This is a genomic window from Nitrospirillum karajorum (genome assembly GCF_036348415.1).
In the GTDB taxonomy this organism is placed as follows: Bacteria; Pseudomonadota; Alphaproteobacteria; order Azospirillales; family Azospirillaceae; genus Nitrospirillum; species Nitrospirillum amazonense_B.
Window position 1 is genome coordinate 1,069,230 of record NZ_JAZBQB010000002.1, and the last position, 24,815, is coordinate 1,094,044.

Genomic DNA, 24,815 nt, shown 5'->3' on the forward strand with positions numbered 1-24,815 from the left:
GCGATGTCCATGCTGCCACCAAAGGCGCCACTTATGACACAGTAGAATTAGACGCCGCAGGCTTTAGGCGGCGAGAACATCTGGATAATACGAAGCGAGCACGTCTTCGTAGTGCCGCTTCAGATACTCGATAATGGGCGTGGGCAACACATGCTTCCATTCATCTGGATCACCGCTCCGGTAATGGGAGCTGATGTCGATTTGGCCAACTTCGCGCTCTTGAGCAAATATCTTGAAGGCGAACTGCTCGTTTTCTGGCAAAATGGCATCATGCCCAAAAATCCCGCGAGCATATTTATCTGGTGTCTTCACCAAGTCTTCAACCCGGATCGTCTTAAAACGGGGATCATCATAACGCCAGGTGCGCATTGCTGCCAAAGGGCCCGGGGCGCGTGCATTCATATCCCAACGTTCCATGAATGCCAGACTCAAATACAGCCCGGCCTCGTCATCAACGGCCCTCAACGCCGACCGCTGCAGCGAAAGCTCCGGCCAGCCATCCTCGCCATGAGTGCGCAGGTGCGAATGATACCCCGACAGAAGAACGCTCGCGGGATTGCGAATGATGTGGAATCCACTTAAGTCAGCCTGGGCGGCACGATGATAAACGGAATTGCCAAACAGTGAGACAGTGGCCCCTGTCCTCTGAACTTCATCAGAATAGTCAGTGTGGTGAAAACTAAAGCTATTTATTTTTGCAACCTCTTCGAAATAGGCCAGCAGCCATCTAGAGGCACATTTATGATGCGTGTGGCAAAAAACATCGCGCAACGACAATCGCTCCAGTTACACCCAAAAAGAATGCCCAGGGGCAAAGCGATGTGGTATTTTTCACAAAACAACCCCCTGCTTCAATAAGCAGATTAATAGCCTATAAGCATAGTCTTTTAGACCATTAATACATTCCAGGCCTAGGCCGTTTGGAGAGTCGCCTGTGAAGAATGGCCCTGATTGGCTCAATTGGAGCTGATCAGGGCTATTTTGCTTTGGACTTGGAGAGCCAGGAAGAGGGCACGCCAAAGGTATTTGAGCCACCTGACGAGGAGGTGGAAGTTGAAGCCGGCGGCGGCGAGGATTGCGTTGATGCGGTCGCCGCTGCGACCCTTGAGGTAGTTGCGTCCCATGCGGTGTTCGGCCTTGAGGTGTCCGATGATGGGTTCGATGGCGGCCCTGCGTTTCATCTCCCGCTTGATGGCGGCGGTGGTCCTTCGGACCTGGCCGGTGATCCAGACCTTGAACTTGTTGGGATGGTTGTGCCCGCGATAGCCCTTGTCGATGTAAACGGCGAAGTGATTTTCCCCAGAAGTGGCGACTTAAAAATCCCCAGATGGTTTGTTTGGCTAATTGATTGGATGGGTGTCGGCGGGCCTCACTTTCGGCGGTCTTCCACGTTTTCGGATGGCTTGGAGCGGCGCGGTATCGGGTCTTCGCCGGACGTTTTCGGGGATGAGGTCGGCGTGCTGACGTAGCCTGTAGCTGGCGCCCTCGATCTGCACGACGATGGCGTGGTGGAGAAGGCGATCGAGGAGCGCCGTGGCGACGACGGTGTCGCCGAAGACGTCGCCCCATTCGGCGAAGCCGCGGTTCGAGGTGAGGACCATGGCGCCTTTCTCGTATCGGGCGTTAACGAGCTGGAAGAAGAGGTTGCCGCCGCCGGGCACGACGGGGAGGTAGCCGATCTCATCGACGATGAGGAGCTGGGGGCGGCAGAGGAAGCGCAGGCGTTCGCGCAAGGTGCCTTCGCGTTCGGCCTTGGCCAGGGAGGCGATGAGGTCGGCCAGGGTGGTGAAGTAGACGGAACGTCCCGTCTTGACGGCCTCGACGCCCAGGGCCGTGGCGAGATGGGTCTTGCCGCATCCGGGCTGGCCCAGGAGGTGAAGGACTTCGTGCCGGTCGATGAAGTCCAGTTGGGCCAAGGCCAGAATACGGTCCCTGTCGAGGGAAGGTTGGAAGGCGAAGTCGAAGCCCGCCAGCGTCTTGACGGTGAGGAGGCGGCCCATCTGGAGGGCGGCCTTGACACGGCGTGCTTCCCGCAGCGCCAGTTCCTCGCCGAGCAGGGCGTCAATGGCCTCCAGGGTGGTGAGGGTGCCGCGCTCGGCCTGGCGCAGGACATGGTCCAGCGCTTCCAGGGCGCGCGGCATCTTCAGGCCCACCAGGTGGCGCCGGATGCTGTCGAGGGTGGCGCTCATGGCGAGACCTCCCGCTGGGCGAGGTTACGGCCAACGGCATCGTAAATCGCCAGGTCGCGCGGAGTGACGATCTCGCCGGGCCGCCGTGGTGGTGGCGCCTGGGGAACACTTTGCCGGGGTGTCGTGCTGTTGACGGGTGGCGGCAGGACGCGGTGCCCAGCGATCAGGTGTCGGCGCCCACGGCCCTCCAGCACCGGGTGTATGGCGATCCGGCGGCCTTCCTCCAGGATGTGGACCTGGTCGGCGGTGAGTTGCACTTCGACGGCGCGGCGCCGGGTGCTGTCGGGGACGGAATAGAGGTTGCCGCCGACGGATACCATGCCGTCCTTGGTGATGCGGCGTTCCAGGGACAGCACGGTGGCATAAGGGATTGCGGGAACGGGCTGGTGGCGTGGCGGCGGATGTTGGCGACCTGATCCAGCCATTGGCGCAATTGGCCGTTGAGGTCATCGAGGTTGCGGAAGGTGCGTCCCAGGAAGAAGTCCTGGCGGATGTAGCGGAAGGGCCGCTCGACCTTGCCCTTGGTTTTGGGGCGGTAGGGTTTGCAGGCCTTGGGCAGGAAGCCGTAATGGGTGGCCAAGTCCAGCAGGCGAGCGTTGTAGGCGATGCTGCCATCGGCGCCGTCATCCTCCACCGCTTCGCCCAGCACGGCGGTCTTCATGCGGTCGTAGAGGATGCGGGCGGGCACGCCGCCCAGGGCCTGGAAGGCGGCGATATGGCACCTCAGCACGGTGGCCAGGTCCTGGCGGGCGACGAAGCGTGCCCACAGCATGCGGCTGTGGCCCAGCACCAGGGAGAACAGCCGCACCACCCGTTCCGCGCCGGGCTCATCCGTGAAGCTGGTCTTGAAGTGGGCGAAGTCCACCTGGGCCTGATGCCCTGGCGGCGTCTCGAACCGCTGCTCATAGCCCTTGGCTGCCGCCGGTCGCACGGTGCGCAGGAAGTTCTTCACCGCCGTATAGCCGCCGGGATAGCCCAAGGCCTGGATCTCCCGCAGCAGACGGCAGGCGCTCAGCCCGGGCACCGCGATCACCCGCTGGCGCAGGTAGGCTTCATAGGGCCCAACCACCGTGGGCTTGGGCGGCCGGGGGGTATAGCGGGGCGGCTCCAGCCCCCGGGCGATGTAGCGACGGACGGTCTTGCGGTCCAGGCCGGTCTGCCGGGCGATGGCGGAGACGGTCTGCCCCTCACGGGCGAGTTCCAGGATCATGACGAGTTCCCCAAGTGTGACCACCAGTCCCCTCCCTCGCTCCTGCGAGGACAGTCTGGGTGACCAGCGGCCGCGAGGTCCCGGGGGGCATGCCCCCCGGGACCTCGCCGGTCAGCGAAACTGGGGGAAATTCAGGCGCCACTTCTGGGGAATATTCATCCGCCACTGACAGTCGACGTGGACCCGGTCTGGATCGCGCCCGGTGTTGGCCTTGATGCCGGCGACGGCCTTGGCGAGGGTGTGTCCGTCGAAGGGATTGCCGTGGCGAGCCTGGGCATGGAGGACAAAAAGCCCTCCCTTGGGCTTGGTGATGGGGACGGCGACGCTGACCTTGCAACCGAACTCGTAGGGGGCGCGGGCCTTGCCCTTGCCGATGCATTCGACCTCGGGGGCGTGGAGGGAATAGACCTTCTGCCCGCGCTGGCGCTGGGTCTGCATGCTGATCTTGATGGCCAGGTCGCGTAAGGGCCCGTAGCGGGCCAGGAGGGCCGGAGCCTCGGCGTCCCCCTTTGCGGCGATCTTGCGGTTGATGTCGCGGATGAGGCGGCCCAGGCGGGTGCGCAGGAACTTCAGTTGGCGATTGGCCCGCTTGTGCTGGTGGGCGTGGGTGTAGCGGCCGACCATGATGGCGGCCTTCTTGGCCACGCGCAGATAGCTCTGGCGCAGCGTGATGCCGTTGTCCTTGGCGAAGCCGACCAGCTTCTCGATGGCCTTGTGGGTCAGGCGGGCGTCGGTGGGGTGGGCGATGGCCTTGGGCTGGACGGTGGTGTCCACCGCCACCCGCGCCAAGTCCTTGGTGCTGAGGGCGCCGGTGGCCTGGGCCACCGTACCCCTCCGGCGAGGGCAGCCTTTCATCCGTGATGCCGCTGGCTGAAGATGGCAGGAGGTGACCTTCCCCCGCTTAAGTGGACACCTGGTTATGCGGCCTTTCGCTCGGCCTGTTCCGTGGTGATGTATCCGAGAGTGGAGTGGATGCGCTGCCGGTTATAGTATCCTTCGATGTAGGCGAACAGGTCACGTTTGGCGGCATCGCGGGTTGTGTAGTGGGTCTGGTGGACGAGTTCGTCCTTGAGGGTGCCGAAGAAGCTTTCCATTGGGGCGTTGTCCCAGCAGTTGGCCTTGCGGCTCATGGATTGGGTGATACTGTGTTTTTCCAAGGCCTTGCGATAGACACCGGAGACATATTGGCTGCCGCGATCAGAATGATGCAAGAGGCCTTTGGCCGGTCGTTGACGCTGAATGGCCATGGTGAGGGCGGCCAGGGGTAATTCGGTGCGCATATGATCGCGCATGGCCCATCCGATGGCTTTGCGGGTGAACAGATCGAGGACGACGGCGAGGTAGAGCCAGCCCTCGTCGGTCGGCAGTGGAGTAGGAAGCGCTGGGGCGCTTCCCCTCCCCGAACCGTACGTGCACCTTTCAGCGCATACGGCTCTCCCTTCAACCTTGGCGCAGGGCCATGGCGACATCATGATAGCGGGAGGTGACGGTGTTTCGGAGTTCGTCCCTGAAGATGTAGGGATTTCGCTCCGGGTTCCGCCACCGGAACTGCGCCTTCTGGCTGGAGACCAGTCGACGCAACGCCTTGCCGACGGGATTTCCCCGATTGCTTCGGCCATAGACCAGCCAAGTCTTCGCCTGGCCGGTGGCTGGAGCGTGGTACCATTTCCGCATCAATGGCTTGATGCGGGAGCGATATTTCCGCGCCAGCCAGTGCGCCATTTTCCAGAACACGACGGTGTCGATGCGCCGGAACGTGCGCGCCGTGAAGTCGGTGAACTTGTAGAACGCGGCCCATCCCACCAGTTGGCGGTTCAGGCTGTCGATCATGTCCACCGCGGCAACATCATGATTGCCGGAGAGGGCCTCGACCAGACGACGGGCGAAGGTCTTGGCTTTCTCCTTGGGTATGGTGGTGACCACGGACATACCCCCGTTCGACCCCCGCTTGCGAATGATCCGGTGCCCGAGGAAGACGAACCCGTCGTCGACGTGGGTGACATGGGTTTTGCCCATATTCAACGTCAGCTTCAGGCGACCTTCCAGGAAGGCCCGGCATTCCTCGCGGATGGCTTCGGCTTGCGCCCTTGTCCCTTTGACGATGACGACGAAGTCATCGGCATAGCGGCAGTAGGCGACAGCGGGCTTCCATTGCCGGTTCTCTCGAACCGTGATGGGGCGCCCCTGCTGAATGCCGAAGTTCCAGGCCCAGCGGTCCTTGCGGGCTTTCGCGCTCAGGTATTTCGCCTCCAGCCACACATCAAACTCATGGAGCATGATGTTGGACAGGAGCGGCGACAACACGCCGCCTTGCGGAACCCCTTCGCTCGACGCCACGAACAGGCCACGGTCAACGTGGCCCGCCTTCAGGAGACGCCAGAGCAGATCGATGAACCGATCATCCCGAATGCGCCGCCGGACGCAGTGAAGCAGAAGCCGGTGGTGAACCGTGTCGAAGTAGCTCGCCAGATCGCCTTCGACGATCCAGCGTCCCCTCGTTCCGGCGTCCCCATCCTGCAACTGGAGCTTCACGTCCGGACGGCGTGATGTACGCTGCGTTCCGGTCTGAAGCCGTAGGAGAGGCGATGGAAGTCGCTTTCCCAGATCGGCTCCATGGCCATCAGCATCGCGCGTTGGACGATGCGGTCCCTCAGGGTCGGAATACCCAGTGGTCGTGTCTTGCCGTTGGCTTTGGGAATATAGAGTCGCTTGACCGGCTGTGGGCGGTAGTCCCCCGACAGCAGGTCCGTTCGCAGGCTGGCCAGGTGTTCCCCCAGTTCAGCCTGCATCCACCGCTTGTCCATTCCGTCAATGCCCGGTGTCTTGGCGCCACTCGACGCCAGGACGATCCGGGCGGCTTCGGCAAGCCATTCCCCATCGGCCACGAGCCGGAGGAGACGATCGAACCGGCGGTTCGGGTCGCTCTCGGCCCATGTCGCGAGCTTGTGCTGCATTTCGCTGATTATCAAAGGTCTTCACCTCGTTGGGTCAGGTAGTTTGCGCGCCAAGCCGGTTGAACTGTCCTCCTTCGCCATGTGACAGGCTTTCCCTGTCGCGGACTACTACGAGGACTCCGCCAGCGTGATGGGCATCGGGGCCAACTCCCTTGGCATTCCATCACGCCTTCCCTCGTTCATATGCTGGACGTTCACGCGCTGGGGAGGTTGCCGGTCGCAGTCCTTGTCCTTGCGTCCCGCAAGTCGACACCGATCCATGGTCTGGCTGCGTTCTCCCCATGGTCCCCTCGGGGCGCCTTACATCTGCGCCCGAGTTCGGATGCCGCCGGCTTACGTGTCCGACGGCACCATCGGCATTCCGCCTGTTAAGCCGTGTAGGCGAAGGCGACATTTCAGCCCTCGGATGCGGTTTAACCGGTTCGTGTTCCTCAACCTTCCAGCACTTCAGCCTCGGGAACCATCTCGGCGTAACGGCTTCGCCTCAATCCCCTTTTCCTGCGGGCTACGTCACCCTGCCAGTTGACGACAGGTCACCGCCGCTTGGGCTCATGCCCCCTCACAGCAGAGGGCACGGCGTTCGTTCAATTCCTCCTTTCTCCTTGGCATTCCAGTCATATGCACCCCGGACCATCCGGGACGAGGCGCACCATAGGTGATGTCGGTCACCCAGACCTGATTGGGCGCGGCGGCGGCGAAGTCGCGGTCCAGGCGGTTGGGAGCGATGGGCAAGTCATGCTTGCTGTCGGTGGTGCACACCCGGAACGGTTTAGACTTCTTGGCCTTGATACCGTGGCGGTGCATCAGCCGCTCAACGCGGCCCCGGCTGACGGCGTGGCCCTCGGCTCGCAGGGTGGCGTGGATGCGCGGCACGCCGTACCGTCCCCGATGGTGGTCATGAATGCGACGAATATCCGCCAGTAGATGTTGGTTAGCCACCGCACGGTTACTTTCCGGCCGCTGCCGCCAAGCGTAATATCCAGACGGCGATACGCCCAAGGCCGAGCAAAGCACCCGGACCGGGTAGTCATGTTGGCAATCTTCGATGATCTGGAACCTCATTTCAGGGGCTCCGAGAGAATGGAGAGCGTTTTTTTTAGAATCTCCCGTTCCATTCTCAAGCGTTCATTCTCGCGGCGCAGCCGGGCAATCTCAGCGGCCGGATCGGCGACGGCCTGGGCAGGCACCGCCTGCTGTTTGGGGACCTGCGGCGCCTGCCCAGGCCGATCCACACGGCGGCGCCAATTCCGCAGCATCGATGGCTGGATGCCCAGCTCCCGGGCAATGTGCTCCAGCGGTCGGCCGCTGCTCTCAAGCAGCGCCACGGCCTCTTGTTTGAATTCATCCGTGAACGAACGGCGGGCTGTCGTCATGGGAAACCTCCTGGCTCGTCGCCGAGCTTAGCGAAGGTGTCCACCAATTCGGAGAAGGCTCAGGCCAGGGCGTTGCGCATAAAGTGGACGCGGCAACGCTGCCAAGTGGCGCGGAACACACGAGCGACGGCGGCCTTGATGCCTTCATGGGCGTCGGAGATGATCAGCTTGACGCCACCCAGGCCGCGGCGCTTGAGCTTGCGCAGGAACTCCACCCAGAAGGTCTCGGCCTCGGAGGTGCCGATGTCCATGCCCAGGATCTTGCTGCTCCGCGCTGCCCTTCGGGTCACGCCGGCCGTTGGTGTTGACCGCCACGGCGATGGTGACGGCGACGGAGACGATCCGGCCGTTCTGGCGGACCTTCACATAGGTGGCGTCGATCCACAGGTAGGGCCAGTCGCCTTCCAGCGGCCGTTCCAGGAAGGTCTTCACCCGGCCATCGATCTCCTCGCACAGCCGGCTGACCTGGCTCTTTGAGATGCCGGTCATGCCCATGGCCTGGACCAGGTCGTCCACGGCGCGGGTGGAGACACCCTGGATGTAGGCCTCCTGGATCACGGCGGTCAGCGCCTTCTCCGCCATGCGGCGGGGTTCCAGGAAATCTGGGAAGTAGCTGCCCTTGCGCAGCTTGGGGATGTGCAGTTCCACCGTGCCGGCCCTGGTTTCCCAGTCGCGGTCGCGGTAACCGTTGCGCTGGACCAGGCGGTCGGGCGACCGTTCCCCCGGCGCTGCCCCGGTCAGGGCATGGACCTCCAACTCCATCAGCCGCTCAGCGGCAAAGCCGATCATCTGTCTCAGCACATCAGCGTCTGCGCCCTTTTCCAGCATGCTGCGCAGTGCCATCATCTCGTCGGTCATCGTGGTCTCCCTCGGTTGGGGATAGTTGTGGTGACCAGACTTTACCGAAGACCCCACGATGACCGCCCGCCGGGGCAGCCCTTCCGGCCGGCTACGCCGTCCTACAGGGCTGCCCCGGCGCCAGCGCCTGCTACACCACCCGGGGGGACGTGACCCGCCGACGCGCCAGCAGTGTCGCCCCCGCCACGTTCCCTCCTTCTGGACCCCTCCAGAAGGAATCCCGACGGCCAAGCTTCCGCAGCCATCGTCAAAGGCGCAACACGGCCAAGGCCGGACGCTTACGTCCGGTCTTACCCAGTGGATGCTTCAGGTCGATGATCTGGTCCAGGGCTGGACGCAGAAGGTCTTTCTGACGGGTATCCCGTGGTCGTGACATGGCCTGTTCCCACCGCTGTTCACAGGGGGAATCGAATCACGAAACGGCCCAAAAGGGGATCCCCAAATCGCAAGAAAGCGGAGGTCGAGCCCCCGCTTTCCTGCAAATCCGATTACTGACCGGGCGCCGAAACCGCCGCCTCATCAGGGGCTTAGCGATTATTCACGGGCGACTGGAGAATGTCGCCGACAAAGCCGGCGCTCCCTCAAATGGGCTCAAGCACGCGTCAGTTCGGCCCCCCCTTAAACGATCCGACAATCGCCTGGGGCACAGCGGCCCGATCACTGAACACGCGCGTCCCTGTCAAGGTAAGCCCGGTAGCCGCCGCGATCCTATCCAAAGCCGTCGGATCATTGGCACTAACGAGGATGTAAAAGTTTCTGTGCCGGAAGGGGCTTTCGTTAATGCGCTTGATCAGCGCGTCCACAGTGGTGGCTTCCCAAACCTCGCGATCCGCCCCTGCGATGATCAAGGCACCCATCCAGTAGCCCCACTGAGGGAAGGCGACGATGGCATCCTGCGGCAGTTCCTGGACATATTCACCGACGCGATTAATAACATCGGTATACTCGGCCCGGCCGCCTGTCTTCTGTAGATGCTCGTAGATACCATAAGTATGGACGACATTCACAAGAATAACGAACCCACAGATTCCTGCAAGCGGCCAGCGAATACGCCACACCGGCGAACAGATGGAAAGAATGATCGCAAGGGCGGTAAAGGCGCCGATATCCATCAGAATCAGCAACATCGCATAGTGCTGATACTTCAGTGGGCGCCCCATCACCATGCCGAAGATGAAGTGCGCGATCATGACCGCTACGATCATAATGAGCAGGTAAACCGACCGCCGCCCCTTGGGCGACTGAAGCACGCGGGCACGCGCGGCAGAGGAAAACTTCAGCGCCGCCGCAAGGACCGCTATCACGCCAAGGAAAGCCGCGATCACCCATGGACCATAATTAGGGGTACGGCGCGCAAGAAAATCCGCATCCATCATGCGCGACATTTCTTCCCCATACATTACCCTTTCTAGCGGCAGACCGCCAGACACAGAAAACCATAAGTCTAGCACATGACTGAAGCGCTGAAAGATCGTGTCGGCTTGGCCATTCAGAACGCCATAACCGCTTTGGAGATACCGGAGATCTTCAATATAGCCGGCAATACCCACCTGTAAGGGAATGGAGAGATGGGCGTAAATAAAGGGAGACTCACCCAAAGCTGCACCTAAAAGAAAGCAAAGGGCCGCCTTCCACATGACGGTGCGCCGCGACCACAAAAGGAAAACCAGGACGGCGAGAATGGCACCCGTGTAGAAAGCATATATGAAGTAACTCCAGGCACTGAATCCAGCCAGGAAACCCGCTAGGAGAAAGCGACCCCACATCACCTTGCTTTCATCCCGCTGTTGAATCAGGGTCCGTGACAACAAGAAAAGTGCTGGGATGAAAAAAAGGAGGGGAAATATCTGAAGATAATACTGGGTGCGCCAAGCGAATATAAATGAGGGGTCGGTGCCAAGAATCAAAATCGCCACAACCGCTAGGCCCAAGCGTCCAGTTGACGAGCGCAAGAGCAGATACACTAGGGAAAGAATAGCCAGGCCATAGCAAATGTGCAAAAGGCGCAATGACGCCAGGCCATGCCCGAAGATCCCAAAGAAGACCATGGCAATATAGCCCGGCGTCGCTCCGCCATACAGGGATGCTAGGAGAGGGTGCCGAAAATCAGGAAAAAGAATATTGTCAGGATAAAGCCATGCCGGAATAAAGCCACCAGGTTTAGAGGGCACGAATGCCAAGTAATCCGGGTTTACCGCATCCATGTAAAGTCCCGGAACGGACATATAGGCAAGGGACAGGATTCCAAAGACAGCCAGAGCAAAGCGCGGATTGACAATCCATCTGCGCAAGAGTGATTTAAAGACGACGCGCCGGTCAATAGGCTCATCAATTCGGTAGCCGTCAAATGCCATGTCTTAATACATCCCAATCAGCACGGTTAAACCCGCGGAAGAACTCATAACGATATCTAGCTAAGTAATAGAGTGCCGTAACAGCCACATCACTTGGCGATCATCGATCACCTCGCGCACCTCTATGACATAAGCAGCGGCAACGAACAAACTCTCCAGTTCAGCCTGAGTAAAGGAATTGACCCAAGCGTGCGCCAAGCGATTGGACAAAGGATCCCGGGCATCCGTCACATTGTAAGAGAACACGGCAGTAGCGTAGGTGCGGGCACACTGGTCAAGCAAATTGGGCACATCATGGACATATTCCAACAGACCAAGGCCGGCCACCCCGTCAGCAACCGGGAAACCCACCATATCGGGAGCATTGACATCCAGGACGATGGTACGTTCATCCCGTGCAACAACATCTATCGGCTGATACCGCGTCCCGGGGGCAAGGAACCGTTCCAAACTCATGGTCCCGCATCCGAGGTCAGCCACTGACCGGCAACCGCTTAGCAGCTGCCCCGCCGCCGCCGCCCGCGGCGTCCAGCCACAAGTGCTCTCGGCGAGTAGGGATCGCCATCTAAGCATGAGGGTCCGTCCCTCAGCGATGGCCGCTTCCGTCAGCGCGACGCGGGTGGATTCATCAAGATCATAAAACTGCTTGACGGACTGGCCGTCCACCAGATCCAGCGGACAGATCTTATCCCCCACAGCCATCTCCCTCACACCGCAGTCGACATCATCGCGTATTCAAGACGCAATATAAGGTACAGCCGCCGGCGGCGGCATCCGTTCAAAGTCGGCGACTTGCTCGGGCGTACCCAGTTGGCCAACATCCCCCACTTCCAGCATCTGTAAGCGCACGATCTGGCCATCCGCAATCAGTTGATTGTACATCGGCGCAACATAGCGCTCACCCATTTCCTCACCACCCTGGGCAAAAAACCGACGGTAGGCGCGCAGATATAGTTCAGCCGACTTGAACCAATAAAATCCCACGGTGGCGTGCGGTGAAATGCGGACTTTTTCACGCAGCTCAACCGCCACCCCGCTTTCGTTCACGCGGACAAAGGACCACTTGTCTCCTTCGCCGGGGAAACAGGGTACCCATCCACCGCAATCCGACGATATCGCCTGTGGCGCCATGCTGCCCGGCCGCACGAAAGTGTCGATGTTGAAGATCGCGAACGGCTGATCTGGAGCGGCCATCTCTGCCAGCAGTCGACCCGTGGTAGCCTGTCCATCCGTTGGCGAGTCAAGGTTCAGGAAATGGCCGATAGGGAGCCCCAAGGCGTGGCACCGTTCCTCAATGAAATGCCGGGCATCATCTTCCGCCCGGACCGCGAAAGAAAACGTCCAACCAGCTTGCTGAAACGCGCTGAGCGACATCAATGACCAGTCGAAAAGCGGCCGCCCGAATACCTCGATACGATATTTCGGAAGCTTGTAGCCCGCTTTGGCGAAGCGTGAGCCGAAGCCAGCCATCGTTATGGCCATCACTCCTGACATTCGGCACCTTCTTCATGACGAGCGACACGATCACGGACGCAGATGGCGTCCAGTTCTTCGAACGACATCTCCAGGAACTCACGCGGGCGCACCGCCCGGTCATCAATGTAAAAACCATTCTCGCCCGGCCAGGGCTTCCCCATGTGAATTTCATGGAAAGGCACCTGATGAACCGTGAGCCAGTCGAGGAGCACAGGCAGATGGGCGCGGTTGATTTCACCCGTGTTGCCCTGGAAGGTCCGCATTCCCCGAGCCGAATGCAGGATGATGCGCCATCCCTCCGCCGCCAGCTGCCGCAGCCTCTCCACCATCAACGGTTCAGGCGGAACATCTTGATAGCTTTGCCCGGCCAATTTGATGGGACACAGCGTCCCATCAATGTCGACCACCAGCACATTCTTCTCAGAGATCATTTTTCTCTTTCAAGGTCGCAAATAAGGGAGGCGGCGATCAGGGCGAAGCCAGCCAGTTTGCGCGGATGGTCGACGTGCAGGGGAAGCATCGACATGAAAAGCGACAGTTCATAGGATCGGACGATCGAACGATCAACGCCCCCAGCCAGCGCCCGCTCATCCAGCATCCGCGTGAACTGCTCCTGCAGATCCGGCGGCGGTCCGCCGTCCTTCAGGGCAAGGCCCAACCCCAGGCCAGCGCCAAGCTGGCAATCAAACAGATCGTTGTTCACGAAATCATAGCCACCGAGGATGGAATGGCTGAACTTGGCCAAATCATAGGCTGGGTGCATCCACCCCTCGTCCAAGGTGCGGGCACCCCGCGGATCAATCAGCCGCATCAGGCCGGTGCGCCGATCGAACAAGATGTTGGAAAAGCAGGCATCCCCGTGGCCAATAACCAGACCGGCGGATGTGTCGCGGGCGATCGCCTTTTCGATCAACGCGCCCGCGCGAACGGCCATCTCTTCCAAACCGCCACAGGGCCCGCACGCCAGCAGAATTTCATTGAGCCGGCGTCCTTCCGACAAGGCGAGGAAATCTTTCAGGCGCCGGTTCATCTTGCCCAGGATGGCGTCGCGCGCGTTCGCCCGGACAGCATCCACCCCGGCATCGCGGCGAGGGCGGGCATCAATGAAATCAATGAACCTTTCCAACAAGGTCGCGAAGGACGATTGATCGAAGGCGTGGTGGATCAGTTGCAGCGCGGCGTCGGGAATGGCGAGGCGCTCCATAGCGTAGCTTGCGCGTTCACCATCGTCCTTGAAATCGTAGGTCGCCAGCAGGAATGGCTTCAGAGCCTCGGGCACCACATGGAAGAAGCCATATTCGGCCGCCATCTTGTGGCGGTCGGTCGAGCTCTTGCGCAGGGAGCGCCGCTCAATGTAGTTGGAGTTGAACGCCCGTGTCTCGGTGGCCCCGCTCATGAAGGACAGGAAATCACCAGCTTGGCGGAGATCCACGAAGCCAAAGGGGTTATCCATGACCACCGCGCTGCGCGACAGGCCCAGCAGATAGTCCCTGACCGTTGTCGGGCCATGTTGCCGCAGAACGGGCATCAAGTCCTTGGCCGTCAAAAGGCTGGCGGCCTCGCCCTCCATCAGTGGCGCCAGAAAGATCGTTCCGGGGGCAAACTCCGCCTGGGCAATGAAATCACTCAGAACGGCTTGACGGATGGGCATAAGGCAGGATGGCAGCCGTAGGAAGAGCCGTTCATAGGGGCTGGCCTCGACCAGCTCGCTAAGGAAGATGGCATCGCGATCATCTACCAAGTGGAAGAAATCGAACGCCCCGCCCTTTTCCGCGATCTTCAGCACCTCCTGCCCCAGCGTGGTGCGCCGCCGAAGAATGTCGGAATAGCGAACCGCGCCGATGATGCCCTCGATTTCGGCGGGCGGCGCCTGACGGTCATCGTATATGATCGTTAGCGTGTAACTCATGATGATTTGGCCCGAGGAACGTTGAAGCGGACGCGACGCGGCAAACGCACCACGGAAAGCGGCGGAACGCCCGTGGCCGTGAGCCGCCGCGGGGATGCTTTGAGACGTTTCAGATAGAAATATGTCGCCACTGGCCAAGTCAGCGCCATAACAGCCAGCGCAACCAACAGATACAGGCGCCCAGGGGTTTGCGGCAGCAGTACCGCGTCGCCGGATGACAGGGCCATCGCGATGACATTGATCAGGATGGCTCCGCCCTTGCCGTTCATCTCGCTCACCAGGGACGCGAGACATCCCCACTCACAACACCAGATGGCAATCGACAGCAATATCAGCAGCAGCAAATTGCCGCGCAACGCCCCTGTCGCTACGATCATCGCCCGCCGGGAGGAGACGATTATGCGCAGGGCGATCCGGGCATTCTGGGAAATATGATAACGGAACAGATATTTCTGCAGGCTTGTCAGGGTCGGGCCGGCCGCCACTAACACCAGCATGGCTAAAACAATCGCGGTGGAGAGGACCACGGCGATCATCAGCAAGTTGGGCGGGAACGTACTGTCGCGCACGAACAGCGCCAGGCAAAGCGCAGACAGGACGAAGGCGTCCATCATGCGCTCCACCAGAATGACAAGCAAAGCCCGCGCCCATTCGCCAGCGGGCCCCCCCAGCTGCTGCAACCGATAGATATCCCCCAACTTGAACGGCAGCGAGAAAGAGACCGGCGTCACCTGGAAGTGCAACAGGAACATGGTCCGCGCCGATCCTCCAATGACCGGTGCCGCGATGATAGCCAGGCGCAATGCCCGGACGACATGCGCAAGGGCATAAAGGAAAATAGCCAAAATCAACCAACCGCTTCCCACCTCCACCGACTGCGCATCCAAAGATTGCGGCGAGACGATGAGATAGGCGGCCAAGGCCGCAGGTGGCAGCAGAACGATAAGCCACCCTTGCCGGGCGCTAAAGCTAGACGGCTTCATAACGTGCGGCATCGTTCCACCGATCGACAATCGTCGACGGATAGCCATCCCGCGCCACCGCCCGATGTTCACCCGCCAGGAAGGCCTGCGGAGAGGTCAATCGATGATAAAGCATGAGCAGCATCCGGCGGCCCTGTCGAAACAGCTTGGCATTGGAAATCTGGTCATCCTCCCGCCAAGCGAGTGGGAAGAACCGCAGGCTGACTCCCAACTGGCAACTGCCGATCAGCAGATAGTAATTGAAGGTCAGATCGTCCGCATATTTGAGGTGGAAACCATCCTTGAAGATGGACACCTTGTAAAGGTTCAGGCCGGAACCGAGGTCGTAGAGCCTGTTGCCGGTCACCAGCGAAAAAAGGCCGTTGAACACGATGTTGGCGACGGTACGCAGTGGCGAATAGCCTTGTAGGCGCGCCCCCTTCATGAAACGGGCACCCAACAAGCAATCAACCGTCCGGTAACTGCCGTCCCGCAAGTGGGGAACCAAGTCGCCCACATGCCCCTGGTCATCACCATGCAGCACGACGAGATGGCTGTAGCCATGGGTAAGGGCATACTGAATGGCAACCTTGTGGGAGCCACCCAACCCATAATTGCCGTCATTCCGCAAAAGAATCCGGTGGGCGACCGGGACCATCGCCAGCGCCGCTCGAGCCTGGGCCAGGGTATCGTCCGTCGATTGATTGTCGACGCAGATCACTCCACTGAAATGCCGAGCCACCTCTGGATCACGGAGTTGATTGAGAACGCGCGGAATCTGCGGAGCGCAATTATACATGGGAATAAACAAAAGAATTTTGTCAGACATAAAACAGGACCTCCACAAATTCACTCACAAGCATCCTTCAATACCAAGCCAATCTACGTTCCAGCAACCAGCTCATGAATAAATAGTTGCTGTACAATGTGACCGGTGTAACAAGCGCCTTGGCGATCACCGGGGCGATAACCCGTCCATGGATGGGCAGCAACTGCAATAGGCCGGTCGCCTCGATAAGGGGCGCCAAACTGGCGATGGCCAACGACGCCAACGGAACCGCTGCAGCCTGCCATAGGCAGTAGTACAGGAACTGACGGCCAAGGACATGCCCGTCATGTATGAAAATGCGACGTTGAGAAACCAGGAAAACAAAGCTGATGGCCAGCGACGCGCCAACCAGGTTGGCGAAGAACGTCGGAATGCACAGCGCCACCAAGCCGCTCATCATTCCCAAATCGATGCACCAGCCGACCCCGGACACAAGCGCGAAGCGATGGACCCGCAAATCCTTACGGCTAAGACCTTTTTCGCCCCTTAGTTCAAGCGCGCACATTCCCGGCCACCCATCGCAAATCCCAAAGGCCCGAAGCCCGGCGGTTCGCTCCGGCGAAGAGGCCAACGGCGCCAGTGTAGTCCCCATGACGACTGGACCATACTTGCCGGATCCAGCCAAGACAAGCATATCGGCGGCACGCGCCAGCGCCGCAAAACGCTTCTGTCACAGATGGCCCCTTCACGCCATCTACACCTCTTTACATCCACACCTCTTTAGGCGACAGGCTCGTCGCGCTTCAGGGGCCGCGCCTTGGAGAAAGATCCCACAAGGTCCAGCATCTGTGCGCCTCGTTCATGCCAACCGGCTCCCACACGAACCAGCCAACGAGCCCCCCCATCACCGGATGTTCCAGCAAATGGTACGATAGCCCTCCCAGCAGAAGCGCCATCGCCATCGACAGCAGCATACCGGTGAAGACAGGCAGCTTGGGATAAAAGTGGTTCAGGGTCTGCTGTGTCAAAAAGCCGTACAGATAAACTCCGTATGAATAGTCACCGGGCAGACGCACTGCGGCCTTGATAGAGCGCGAACAGGCCGCCACTACCGCTGCATAAAACCAGAATAGGTAGAATAAATACATCGACAGCGGCGTAGCGCGACTCATCCACCAAGCGGCGAACAAAATCGGCAACGCCCGCCAATCCACCGGGATTACTTTTCGGTTCGCATAGAAGAACGTGCCGGTGAGAAAGGCCGCCGCCAGCCTGATGGTGCTGTCATCATCAGTCACAAAATAGAATAACTTCTGGGGAAAGGTGAAGTGGATAACGATCAGGATCAGACACAGCAGGTTAGTTCGTGCCCGGGAACTGAAGGCACCAACCAAGCCCAGGACGAAGACGTAGCAATAGCACGTCAGTTCCAATGGAAGCGACCAGATCGATCCATTGACGACGCGAGGATACTGGTTATGTTCAAAGACACCAGGCAAATAGATAGGTGTCAGGTAGAGTCTAATCCCGTCCCTGAAATATCCCCACGGCATCGGCGACGCGAAATAGTCCGCCCGGCTTAGTGTACTGACCCAGGGGCCAATCACGAACGCCGCGACCGCCATGCAGGCAGTCGCCGCCGGCCAAAGCCGGGCCACGCGCATCAAGGCATAGCGGAAAGGCGATTTTGAATTGACGAAGCTGGCAGGGATCAGAAAGCCGCTGATGAAGAAAAACAGCGTTACCGACAATCCGCCCAAATTATCGAATTTTGTCAGGGCGGCGAACGGCTCTCTATAACCCGCAGCATTGGAAAATAGAGCATAGGAATGGCCAAATATGACCCCCAGCGCCGCGAACAAGCGGACGACGTCGAGATTGTTCCGATCCCGGTCAAGCAAGGTATCGACCTTGGTCGGCGTGCCAGGCGCGCCGAAAAGACCCGATAGTATCGCTTTCCACTTAGGCATGATTATCACGCTATTTTACGAATTTCAGGGCATTCCACCTTGCCTAGGGCGAGCAGGAAAGCCTGATAGGCACGCTCCTCCGAGAAGCGCTCCGCGATAATCTTCTTCCCCGCTTCGGACAGCGACCGCGTCAATTCAGGCGACTGGAACAAACGAATCACACAGTTGGCGATATCCGCCGGGTCGTCAGCAACCAGTGCCTCCACCTCGGGCTTCAGGTTGATGCCCTCATTCCCAATCGTGGTCGTCACCACGGGGATGCCCGCCTCTAGGCTGGCCACTATCTTGCCCTTCACACCGGCGCCATAGCGCAACGGGCTAACCGACATGCGCGAGCGCTGATAATAGGGTTCGACATAGGGAACGTAACCCGTCACCTCCACCCGGTCGCCAGCCAACGCTTTGACACTGGCTGGCGGGTTGTTGCCGACGATGCAGACCCGAGCCTCGGGCACTTCCTGCCAAACCAGCGGCATGACCTCCTGCACCAACAGTATGGCCGCGTCCACATTGGGAACGTGGTCGAATCCCCCAACGAAAATCAGGGTGTCACGTTCTTCGATATCATCTGTCGACACCAGCGCGCCCACGCCCGCAGGCTTGTAGAAATAAGGCGGCAGGACTTCAATCCTTTGCCCGGGCGCGAGATCCGCGATGATCTTGGCCTCCTCGCTGCTAGGTGTGGTGACGCAGTCCACCGTTTGGCAGAGCCAGGTTTCCAGCGGTTTCAGCCGAAGGCTTTCCTCCAACGCCCAGGCATCGCCATCTACCTCATAATGGCGCGCCTCCCGCAGAAAATGCAGGTCATGCGTATAATAAATCACCCGGGCATAGGTGAGGCACCGCAAGATATCGATGTACTTCTTGGCCACATCCGGCCGGGCCACCCAGACCCAGTCGATCAGATAGCCGTTCTGCCGCAGCCAATCCTCCAGCACGAAGTCGCCCGTCAAGACCTCGATCCCCAATTGCTGCATTACCCGGGTATATGGTTGGATCGCCTCACGGTTGTCGGGCAGGAAGATAACCTTGAACCCTTTTTCCGTCAGCATCTGGATGTACTGGAAGACCGTCAAGGCCCCGGCGTGCTTGTCATATTTCGGCACGAAATCATCGATGACCAGCACGACGCCATTGGGCGCCTGCCGTTCACGTGCTGCGGCCAAATCATCCTTGCCCACCGCCTGATTCTTCAGGCGATGCGTCCACTTGCGGCAGAACTTGTCGTGATTGATGGTCGACAGCTTGTTCCGCAAGGCCACGCCATACGATGCGCTGCCCAGGTGATAAACCTCGCTGGCCGGCTGATAGATGACCTTGTAGCCCGCATTCGCGAACGCGAAGGCCAAGTCGAATTCTTCATAGAATGCTGGCGCGAAGGCCGTGTCCAGCATCCCCACCTCTTCAAAATGGCTGCGGCGCACCAAGAATGCGGCGCCGGTGACAACATCAACCTCCCGGACATAATTGTATTCGGGTTTGAAGGGATCATCGCCATGACCAAAGGGGTGGCCCCAGCCATTACGGAAGATGATGCCACCAGCTTCCTGCACAGTCCCGTCCGCGTTCAGAAGCTTGCAGCCAACCATGGCGATGGCCTGATCGTGCTGCGCCACCGCCACCATGCTGTCAAGCCAGCCGGGCGTTACCACCGTATCGTTGTTCAGGAAAACGATGAATTCGGAGGTCAGGCCCCGGGCAGCGTTGTTGCAGTTCCGCAGGAAGCCCAGGTTCTGCTCATTCTCAATGACCGTGATGCCCGTGATGTTTTCCAGCAAGGGCAAGGTCGGCACGTCTGGACAGTCATCCGCCAGGACGATCGAATAGGAGACCCGCGTGTTTTCATGCTGCTTCCAAATGGAATGCAGGCAGCGCAGCGTATCCGCCACATTCTTGTAAACAGGAATGACGATGGTGACGAGGGGATCGGCCACGCTGGGAAAATGCATTTCCTGCTGAGCGATGGGGACCTGGGCCGGTTGACCCGCTAGCGCCGGCTGGCCCGTGGAATATCCCTTCAGCAGATAATGCGCATGCGGATGCAGATCTGACAGAGCCACATCGCTGTACCGCATGGCGTACCAATCTGGATTGAACCCTTCGTCGATGTAGCGGCGGCGCAGCGCGGCGGGCGGATAAGCCAGGCGTCCCGCCGGCAAGCCCACCGTCAGGTAATGCACCAGCGGATTGGTTCCCGATGCGATTACATCTGGATTGTTCGCCAGATAGTAGGCCGTATCGAAAGTGGGGTTAGGATCGGTCGTATGTTCCGGCGGCGCGTACAGATAGTCGATCAGCGGAGTCACCCCCGTCGCGCGTACGTCTGGACGACGCATCAAGTAATATGCCCCATCGAACAATGGATGGGGCTTACGGCCCTCCACCCCGCCGGCCTGCATGTAATGCACCAGCGGATTCATCCCCGACGCCTGCACATCCAGGTAGAGGCTAAGATAGTAGGCGCCGTCGAAGAGGAGATGGGGCTTGCGGCCCTCCTCAGCGCCGGACAGGAGGTAATGCGCCAACGGGTTTTGGCGGGCCGCACGCACATCTGGATAAGTGCTCAGATAATAGGCGCCGTCGAACAGCGGATGCGGCTGTCGACCTTCCAGGCCCCCCAGCCGTAGATAGTGCTCCAGAGGAAGGACACCGGCCGCGCGCACGTCTGGATAAGCCCCCAAATACCAGAGGCCATCGAACAGCGGATGGGGTCTGCGTCCCTCAAGCCCACCCGACTGCATGTAGTGCGCCAGCGAATCCAAGCCCGACTGCATCACATCTGGATAAGTGCTCAGATAGTAGGCACTATCGAACAGCACATGAGGCTGGCGGCCCTCAAGCGCACCGGACTGCAGATAGTGCACCAGCGGGTTGGTCCCCGCTTCCGCCACGTCTGGATATGCCGCCAGATAGTACGCGCCATCGAACAGCGGGTGGGGTTGACGACCTTCGAGCCCGCCGGACTGCAGATAGTGCATCAGCGGGTTGAGACCTGCTTGTGCCACGTCCGGGTATGTCGCCAGATAATAGGCGCCATCGAACAGCGGGTGTGCCTGACGGCCTTCGATCCCACCCGACTGTAGATAGTGTGCCAGAGGATTGAAACCCGCCTGCGCCACGTCCGGGTACGTGGCCAAGTAATAGGCGCCATCGAACAACGGGTGCGGCTGGCGGCCTTCGAGCCCGCCCGTCTGCATGTAGTGAACCAGCGGCACCATACCCGCCCGTGCCACATCTGGATAGGTCGCCAGATAGTGCGCGCCGTCGAACAACGGGTGAGGCTGGCGGCCTTCAAGGCCCCCCAAACGCAAATAGTGCACCAGCGGGTTGAGACCTGCTTGTGCCACATCCCGATAGGCCGCCAGATAGTACGCGCCATCGAACAGCGGGTGGGGTTGACGGCCTTCGAGCCCGCCGGACTGCAGATAGTGCATCAGCGGGTTGAGACCTGCTTGTGCCACGTCCGGGTATGTCGCCAGATAATAGGCGCCATCGAACAGCGGGTGTGCCTGACGGCCTTCGATCCCACCCGACTGTAGATAGTGTGCCAGAGGATTGAAACCCGCCTGCGCCACATCAGGATAGGTCGCCAGATAGTGCGCGCCATCGAACAACGGGTGAGGCTGGCGGCCTTCGAGGCCCCCCAGGCGAAGATAGTGCACCAATGGATTAAGGCCCGACTGCCTCACATCCGGGTAGGTGCTTAAATAGTAGGCGCCATCGAACAGCGGATGCGGGTTGATGCCGGCCTGACCAGCTTTATTCAAGTAATGCAGCAGCGGGTTCTGGCTAGATGCCAAAACTTCTGGATGCGACGCCAGATAATAAGCGCCATCGAATAGTGGATTGGGATCGTAGCCTGCCGCAGCACCTACGGCCAGATAATGCGACAGCGGGTCTAGGCTCGATGACCGCGCGTCCGGGTACTTATTGAAATAAGAAGCGCTATCGAACAGCGGATGCGGCGACCGTCCTTCGGGCCCGCCTATCCAAAGATAATGGGCCAGGGGATTGAAGCCGGCCGCGTCTGGATTAGTGCTGAGGTAATAGGCGCCATCGAACAGCGGGTGGGGAGCGGGACCGGCTGCGTTCTCCGGCAGGAAATAATGCTCAAGTGGCGTCAGCGGAGAGGTCGCGACATCCGGCTTTACCTGCCCGTAATGCGCGCAACTGAACAGGGGATGTGGATCGTACCCGGCGGCGGCTCCCACCACCAGATAATGCGACAAGGGATCTAGCGCCGTACCGGCTGCATCCGGGTATTGGGCAACATACCATTCAGCATTGAAAATCGGGTTGGGGCTAAGGCGCAGTTCAACACCGATTGTCAGATAATGAACAAGCGGTGGAAGGCCGGAGCCTTTGATCTCGGCGCCAGACGCGGCATAATATCGGTCGTCGAATAGAGGATGGCAATCAGCAGCGGCCTCCCCCTTCGATAAATAATGCGCCAACGGCATCGTGCCCGACGCGACCGCCTCAGGATGACGCGATAGATAGTGGGCGGTGCGGAACAGAGGATGGGGATCATATCCACGAGCCGCCCCCTCCACCAGATAATGAACTAGGGGATTCAAACCCGACTGGCGCACATCTTCATAGGTCGCCAAATAATAGCCCGCGTCGAAAATCGGGTTGGGGCTACGTCGCGTCTGGCCGTCCAACAGATAGTGACGCAGTGGATCCACACCGAGTCCGGGGACATCCGGGTTCGCCACCAAATACCAATTCAGATCAAACAAGCCGGATTGCCGGACCAAAACCTCCAGTGCCGCTAGCTTTTTCTGGTTCCGCCAGACGTCCGTCGCTCGGAACGCCCACAAATCCGCGGCCGCTCTGCGGAGATGTCCGAAATGCGCCTTCGCTTGGCTCAGGCCCCGATGTTGGGAATCGGCGGTGAACTGCCGCAGTTTGCTCTCAGTTAAGGCCAAATTAGCTGACAACGACCGGGCATGGCGCCGCGCCACCGCCAATTCCTGGCGTGTCCTAGCCATCTCCCGTCTGTTGCGGGTGACCGTATCGGCAAGATCAACATTAAGACGCCCAAAGGCAACCTGTTCGGATTCCAGCGACTTGCGCAGGATTTCAATTTGACCCTTTAAGCGGGCGCGGCAGTCAGAATCCTCCCACTCCCGACGTTGCAACGCGTGCCGTACGGCGTCGAGGCGTTGACGCAGATCGTCATTCTCGTTCTTTAAGGCGCCTTCCAACTCGCCAATCTGCGCGCCATGACGCAGGCGGTCGGCCTCGGAAGCAAGCCTCAGGCCTTGGGCCTCCCGCTGCGCTTGCTCGAGACGCCGCTCCAATGCTTCGGAAGCACGCGCCGCGTCGCCGGCCTCCTTCTGCATTTGTGCAAGACGCCGCTCGAATCCGGCCTGGGCGGCGGCGGCTTCTTGACGGGCCTGCTCAATCTCTACCTGAGCCTTACTCGTGGCTGCAGCCAGCTTGGCATCAAGCTCAATACGGATCTGCTCCTGGACTCGATCGTTCGCCTCCAGCTTTTCACGAAGCGCCGCCATTCCGGTTTCCAACTCGGCCTTGCGCTGACCCAGGTCGTCAATCATCAGCTGGAAGGCATGCCGGTCGGCATTAGCCTTCTGATCGGATATGCTGATCTGCTCGGCCAGCAGGGCGCGAAGTTCCTCGCTCCGGTCTTCAAGCTCCTTTGCGACGGCGGCCTTCGTCTCGGCTAGGGCCGTGGCGCGCTCCAACTCCGTCTGCAGGGTGCGGATAGCATCGGCCTGCGCCTTGGCACGCCCCAAGGCCTTCTGGGAAATGGCGTCAAAATGTGCCGCCTGACGTGAAAAGGTGGTCACGCAGTCCCGTAGATCGACGGTGGCTTCCCCCGTCTTCAAGCGGCTGACCTCGTAAGCCAAGATCTGAAGAAGCGCCTCGTACCGTATCAGGAATGGGGCTCTTGCCAAGGCCGGCCACATGGACGGGATGGAAATACAGTCCTTTATTTGATCCTGATAAAAGGAACGCGCCGGCGCCAATTCATCGAAGAATTGGCAGGGTATGTCAACCGAACGAGCGAAATCCTCCCACTTCAAAGGTAAGTCAATAGAGCCGAAATTGCCATAGGCGAAGGGACGTCCATAAGCCGCCGCGATAATAGCGCCATGCAACGAGGCGCTCAGCACAAAGTCGGCGGAGTACACAGCGTCGATGAAGTCATAGATGGCTGCGGCGCCATTGCGGATATTGGGCCGCAGGACCAAATCACAACCGGACTTCGCCAACAGCTCATCGTCCGGCCGCCGATCATGGAAATGGGGTATGCAGACTGACTTGCCCCGGAACTCCGCACGTAAACGAGGCTGATAAAGGGCCGGCATAACCAGCGCGGTATCGCCCAAGGGCACATCCCGCCCCAGGCGCAATTCCTTGGCGGAAATCGGCCCCCGGACAGTAAGGACGTCTATGTTCTGATAGTTTGCATCCGACAGGCCACCGCGTTCACGGATGCCGCATCCCCAAAACACCACGGTCTTCCCGGCGGCTACCTCTTCAGGTGACGGGCTAAACCAATCATGTATGGAGCTGCCAATAATACGGACTGGCTGGTTATCATCCGTTATCACATAGAAAAGTTTCTCGAATATAATAGATGAGAGTGAGTCGCCGAAGTTCTGTTCTTTTTCACCTTTTCGCCAGTAAATCAGCTCAGGAATTTCGGTCATATTTGCACCAGTCAACAAAAAATAAATGATGGACGAGAATTTTACGTACCTCGTTCACGCGGATTAGCGTGGAATATGGCAGTCTCGCAACCACGACGCCAATAAAAT

Annotated in this window: 16 protein-coding genes and 5 pseudogenes; all 21 read right to left on the reverse strand. The window is 59.7% G+C overall.

Annotated elements, in window-relative coordinates:
* Positions 1 to 63 precede the first annotated feature (63 nt).
* Positions 64 to 771: a hypothetical protein gene (locus tag UCD39_RS12295; RefSeq protein ID WP_330496292.1), complete on the reverse strand. Its 708-nt coding sequence runs from the start codon at positions 769 to 771 to the stop codon at positions 64 to 66.
* 185 nt (positions 772 to 956) lie between these two features.
* A pseudogene (locus tag UCD39_RS12300) lies at positions 957 to 1,283 on the reverse strand (transposase); the annotation flags it as partial.
* Positions 1,284 to 1,340: 57 nt separating this feature from the next.
* Positions 1,341 to 2,189 carry an IS21-like element helper ATPase IstB gene (gene istB, locus UCD39_RS12305; RefSeq protein WP_330496293.1) on the reverse strand — a complete coding sequence of 283 codons (849 nt, stop codon included), beginning with the start codon at positions 2,187 to 2,189 and terminating at the stop codon, positions 1,341 to 1,343.
* A pseudogene (gene istA / locus UCD39_RS12310) lies at positions 2,186 to 3,423 on the reverse strand (IS21 family transposase). Before istA ends, istB begins: the two are co-directional and overlap by 4 nt.
* A 108-nt stretch (positions 3,424 to 3,531) precedes the next feature.
* Positions 3,532 to 3,834 (reverse strand): annotated as a pseudogene (locus UCD39_RS28510) (IS5/IS1182 family transposase); the annotation flags it as partial.
* A 482-nt stretch (positions 3,835 to 4,316) separates the two neighbouring features.
* Positions 4,317 to 4,772 (reverse strand): annotated as a pseudogene (locus UCD39_RS12320) (IS3 family transposase); the annotation flags it as partial.
* Between the two features lie 67 nt (positions 4,773 to 4,839).
* Complete coding sequence (locus UCD39_RS12325) at positions 4,840 to 5,931, reverse strand: reverse transcriptase domain-containing protein (RefSeq protein ID WP_330496294.1); 1,092 nt, start codon at positions 5,929 to 5,931, stop codon at positions 4,840 to 4,842.
* Entirely contained in the window at positions 5,928 to 6,353 is a 426-nt protein-coding gene (locus UCD39_RS12330; protein ID WP_330496295.1) for a reverse transcriptase domain-containing protein, read from the reverse strand. Before UCD39_RS12330 ends, UCD39_RS12325 begins: the two co-directional genes overlap by 4 nt.
* Positions 6,354 to 6,902: 549 nt before the next feature.
* Complete coding sequence (locus UCD39_RS12335) at positions 6,903 to 7,415, reverse strand: IS3 family transposase (RefSeq protein ID WP_330496296.1); 513 nt, start codon at positions 7,413 to 7,415, stop codon at positions 6,903 to 6,905.
* Positions 7,412 to 7,726 (reverse strand): transposase, encoded by a 315-nt coding sequence (locus tag UCD39_RS12340; protein ID WP_330496297.1) that lies wholly within the window; start codon positions 7,724 to 7,726, stop codon positions 7,412 to 7,414. Before UCD39_RS12340 ends, UCD39_RS12335 begins: the two co-directional genes overlap by 4 nt.
* A 62-nt stretch (positions 7,727 to 7,788) precedes the next feature.
* Positions 7,789 to 8,584 (reverse strand): annotated as a pseudogene (locus UCD39_RS12345) (IS256 family transposase); the annotation flags it as partial.
* Positions 8,585 to 9,186: 602 nt separating this feature from the next.
* Entirely contained in the window at positions 9,187 to 10,938 is a 1,752-nt protein-coding gene (locus UCD39_RS12350) for a glycosyltransferase family 39 protein (protein ID WP_330496298.1), read from the reverse strand.
* A 60-nt stretch (positions 10,939 to 10,998) separates the two neighbouring features.
* Positions 10,999 to 11,634: a hypothetical protein gene (locus tag UCD39_RS12355; protein WP_330496299.1), complete on the reverse strand. Its 636-nt coding sequence runs from the start codon at positions 11,632 to 11,634 to the stop codon at positions 10,999 to 11,001.
* A 39-nt stretch (positions 11,635 to 11,673) separates the two neighbouring features.
* A complete protein-coding gene (locus tag UCD39_RS12360) occupies positions 11,674 to 12,408 on the reverse strand; it encodes a glycosyltransferase family 2 protein (protein ID WP_330496300.1) in 735 nt (244 codons plus the stop codon).
* Between the two features lie 11 nt (positions 12,409 to 12,419).
* Positions 12,420 to 12,845: an HAD family hydrolase gene (locus UCD39_RS12365; RefSeq protein ID WP_330496301.1), complete on the reverse strand. Its 426-nt coding sequence runs from the start codon at positions 12,843 to 12,845 to the stop codon at positions 12,420 to 12,422.
* Positions 12,842 to 14,323, reverse strand: a complete 1,482-nt coding sequence (locus tag UCD39_RS12370; protein WP_330496302.1) for an aminoglycoside phosphotransferase family protein — start codon at positions 14,321 to 14,323, stop codon at positions 12,842 to 12,844. The genes UCD39_RS12365 and UCD39_RS12370 overlap by 4 nt, the downstream gene beginning before the upstream one ends.
* Positions 14,320 to 15,306, reverse strand: a complete 987-nt coding sequence (locus UCD39_RS12375) for a lysylphosphatidylglycerol synthase domain-containing protein (protein WP_330496303.1) — start codon at positions 15,304 to 15,306, stop codon at positions 14,320 to 14,322. The genes UCD39_RS12370 and UCD39_RS12375 overlap by 4 nt, the downstream gene beginning before the upstream one ends.
* Positions 15,293 to 16,114 (reverse strand): glycosyltransferase family 2 protein, encoded by an 822-nt coding sequence (locus UCD39_RS12380; RefSeq protein ID WP_330496304.1) that lies wholly within the window; start codon positions 16,112 to 16,114, stop codon positions 15,293 to 15,295. Before UCD39_RS12380 ends, UCD39_RS12375 begins: the two co-directional genes overlap by 14 nt.
* 37 nt (positions 16,115 to 16,151) lie before the next feature.
* Entirely contained in the window at positions 16,152 to 16,619 is a 468-nt protein-coding gene (locus UCD39_RS12385) for a GtrA family protein (protein ID WP_330496305.1), read from the reverse strand.
* Between the two features lie 238 nt (positions 16,620 to 16,857).
* The gene (locus tag UCD39_RS12390) at positions 16,858 to 18,024 is read right to left on the reverse strand and encodes an acyltransferase family protein (RefSeq protein WP_330496306.1); all 1,167 of its coding nucleotides are present in this window, start codon (positions 18,022 to 18,024) and stop codon (positions 16,858 to 16,860) included.
* Between the two features lie 5 nt (positions 18,025 to 18,029).
* Positions 18,030 to 24,707, reverse strand: a complete 6,678-nt coding sequence (locus UCD39_RS12395; RefSeq protein WP_330496307.1) for a glycosyltransferase — start codon at positions 24,705 to 24,707, stop codon at positions 18,030 to 18,032.
* Positions 24,708 to 24,815 lie beyond the last annotated feature (108 nt).

What these genes read in the sequence shown, in the direction of transcription:
- istB (WP_330496293.1), bottom strand. Translation starts at nt 2,189, where the DNA reads ATGAGCGCCACCCTCGACAGCATCCGGCGCCACCTGGTGGGCCTGAAG.
- UCD39_RS12330 (WP_330496295.1), bottom strand. Translation starts at nt 6,353, where the DNA reads ATGCAGCACAAGCTCGCGACATGGGCCGAGAGCGACCCGAACCGCCGG.
- UCD39_RS12335 (WP_330496296.1), bottom strand. Translation starts at nt 7,415, where the DNA reads ATGAGGTTCCAGATCATCGAAGATTGCCAACATGACTACCCGGTCCGG.
- UCD39_RS12340 (WP_330496297.1), bottom strand. Translation starts at nt 7,726, where the DNA reads ATGACGACAGCCCGCCGTTCGTTCACGGATGAATTCAAACAAGAGGCC.
- UCD39_RS12350 (WP_330496298.1), bottom strand. Translation starts at nt 10,938, where the DNA reads ATGGCATTTGACGGCTACCGAATTGATGAGCCTATTGACCGGCGCGTC.
- UCD39_RS12360 (WP_330496300.1), bottom strand. Translation starts at nt 12,408, where the DNA reads ATGGCTGGCTTCGGCTCACGCTTCGCCAAAGCGGGCTACAAGCTTCCG.
- UCD39_RS12365 (WP_330496301.1), bottom strand. Translation starts at nt 12,845, where the DNA reads ATGATCTCTGAGAAGAATGTGCTGGTGGTCGACATTGATGGGACGCTG.
- UCD39_RS12370 (WP_330496302.1), bottom strand. Translation starts at nt 14,323, where the DNA reads ATGAGTTACACGCTAACGATCATATACGATGACCGTCAGGCGCCGCCC.
- UCD39_RS12375 (WP_330496303.1), bottom strand. Translation starts at nt 15,306, where the DNA reads ATGAAGCCGTCTAGCTTTAGCGCCCGGCAAGGGTGGCTTATCGTTCTG.
- UCD39_RS12380 (WP_330496304.1), bottom strand. Translation starts at nt 16,114, where the DNA reads ATGTCTGACAAAATTCTTTTGTTTATTCCCATGTATAATTGCGCTCCG.
- UCD39_RS12385 (WP_330496305.1), bottom strand. Translation starts at nt 16,619, where the DNA reads ATGTGCGCGCTTGAACTAAGGGGCGAAAAAGGTCTTAGCCGTAAGGAT.
- UCD39_RS12390 (WP_330496306.1), bottom strand. Translation starts at nt 18,024, where the DNA reads ATGCCTAAGTGGAAAGCGATACTATCGGGTCTTTTCGGCGCGCCTGGC.
- UCD39_RS12395 (WP_330496307.1), bottom strand. Translation starts at nt 24,707, where the DNA reads ATGACCGAAATTCCTGAGCTGATTTACTGGCGAAAAGGTGAAAAAGAA.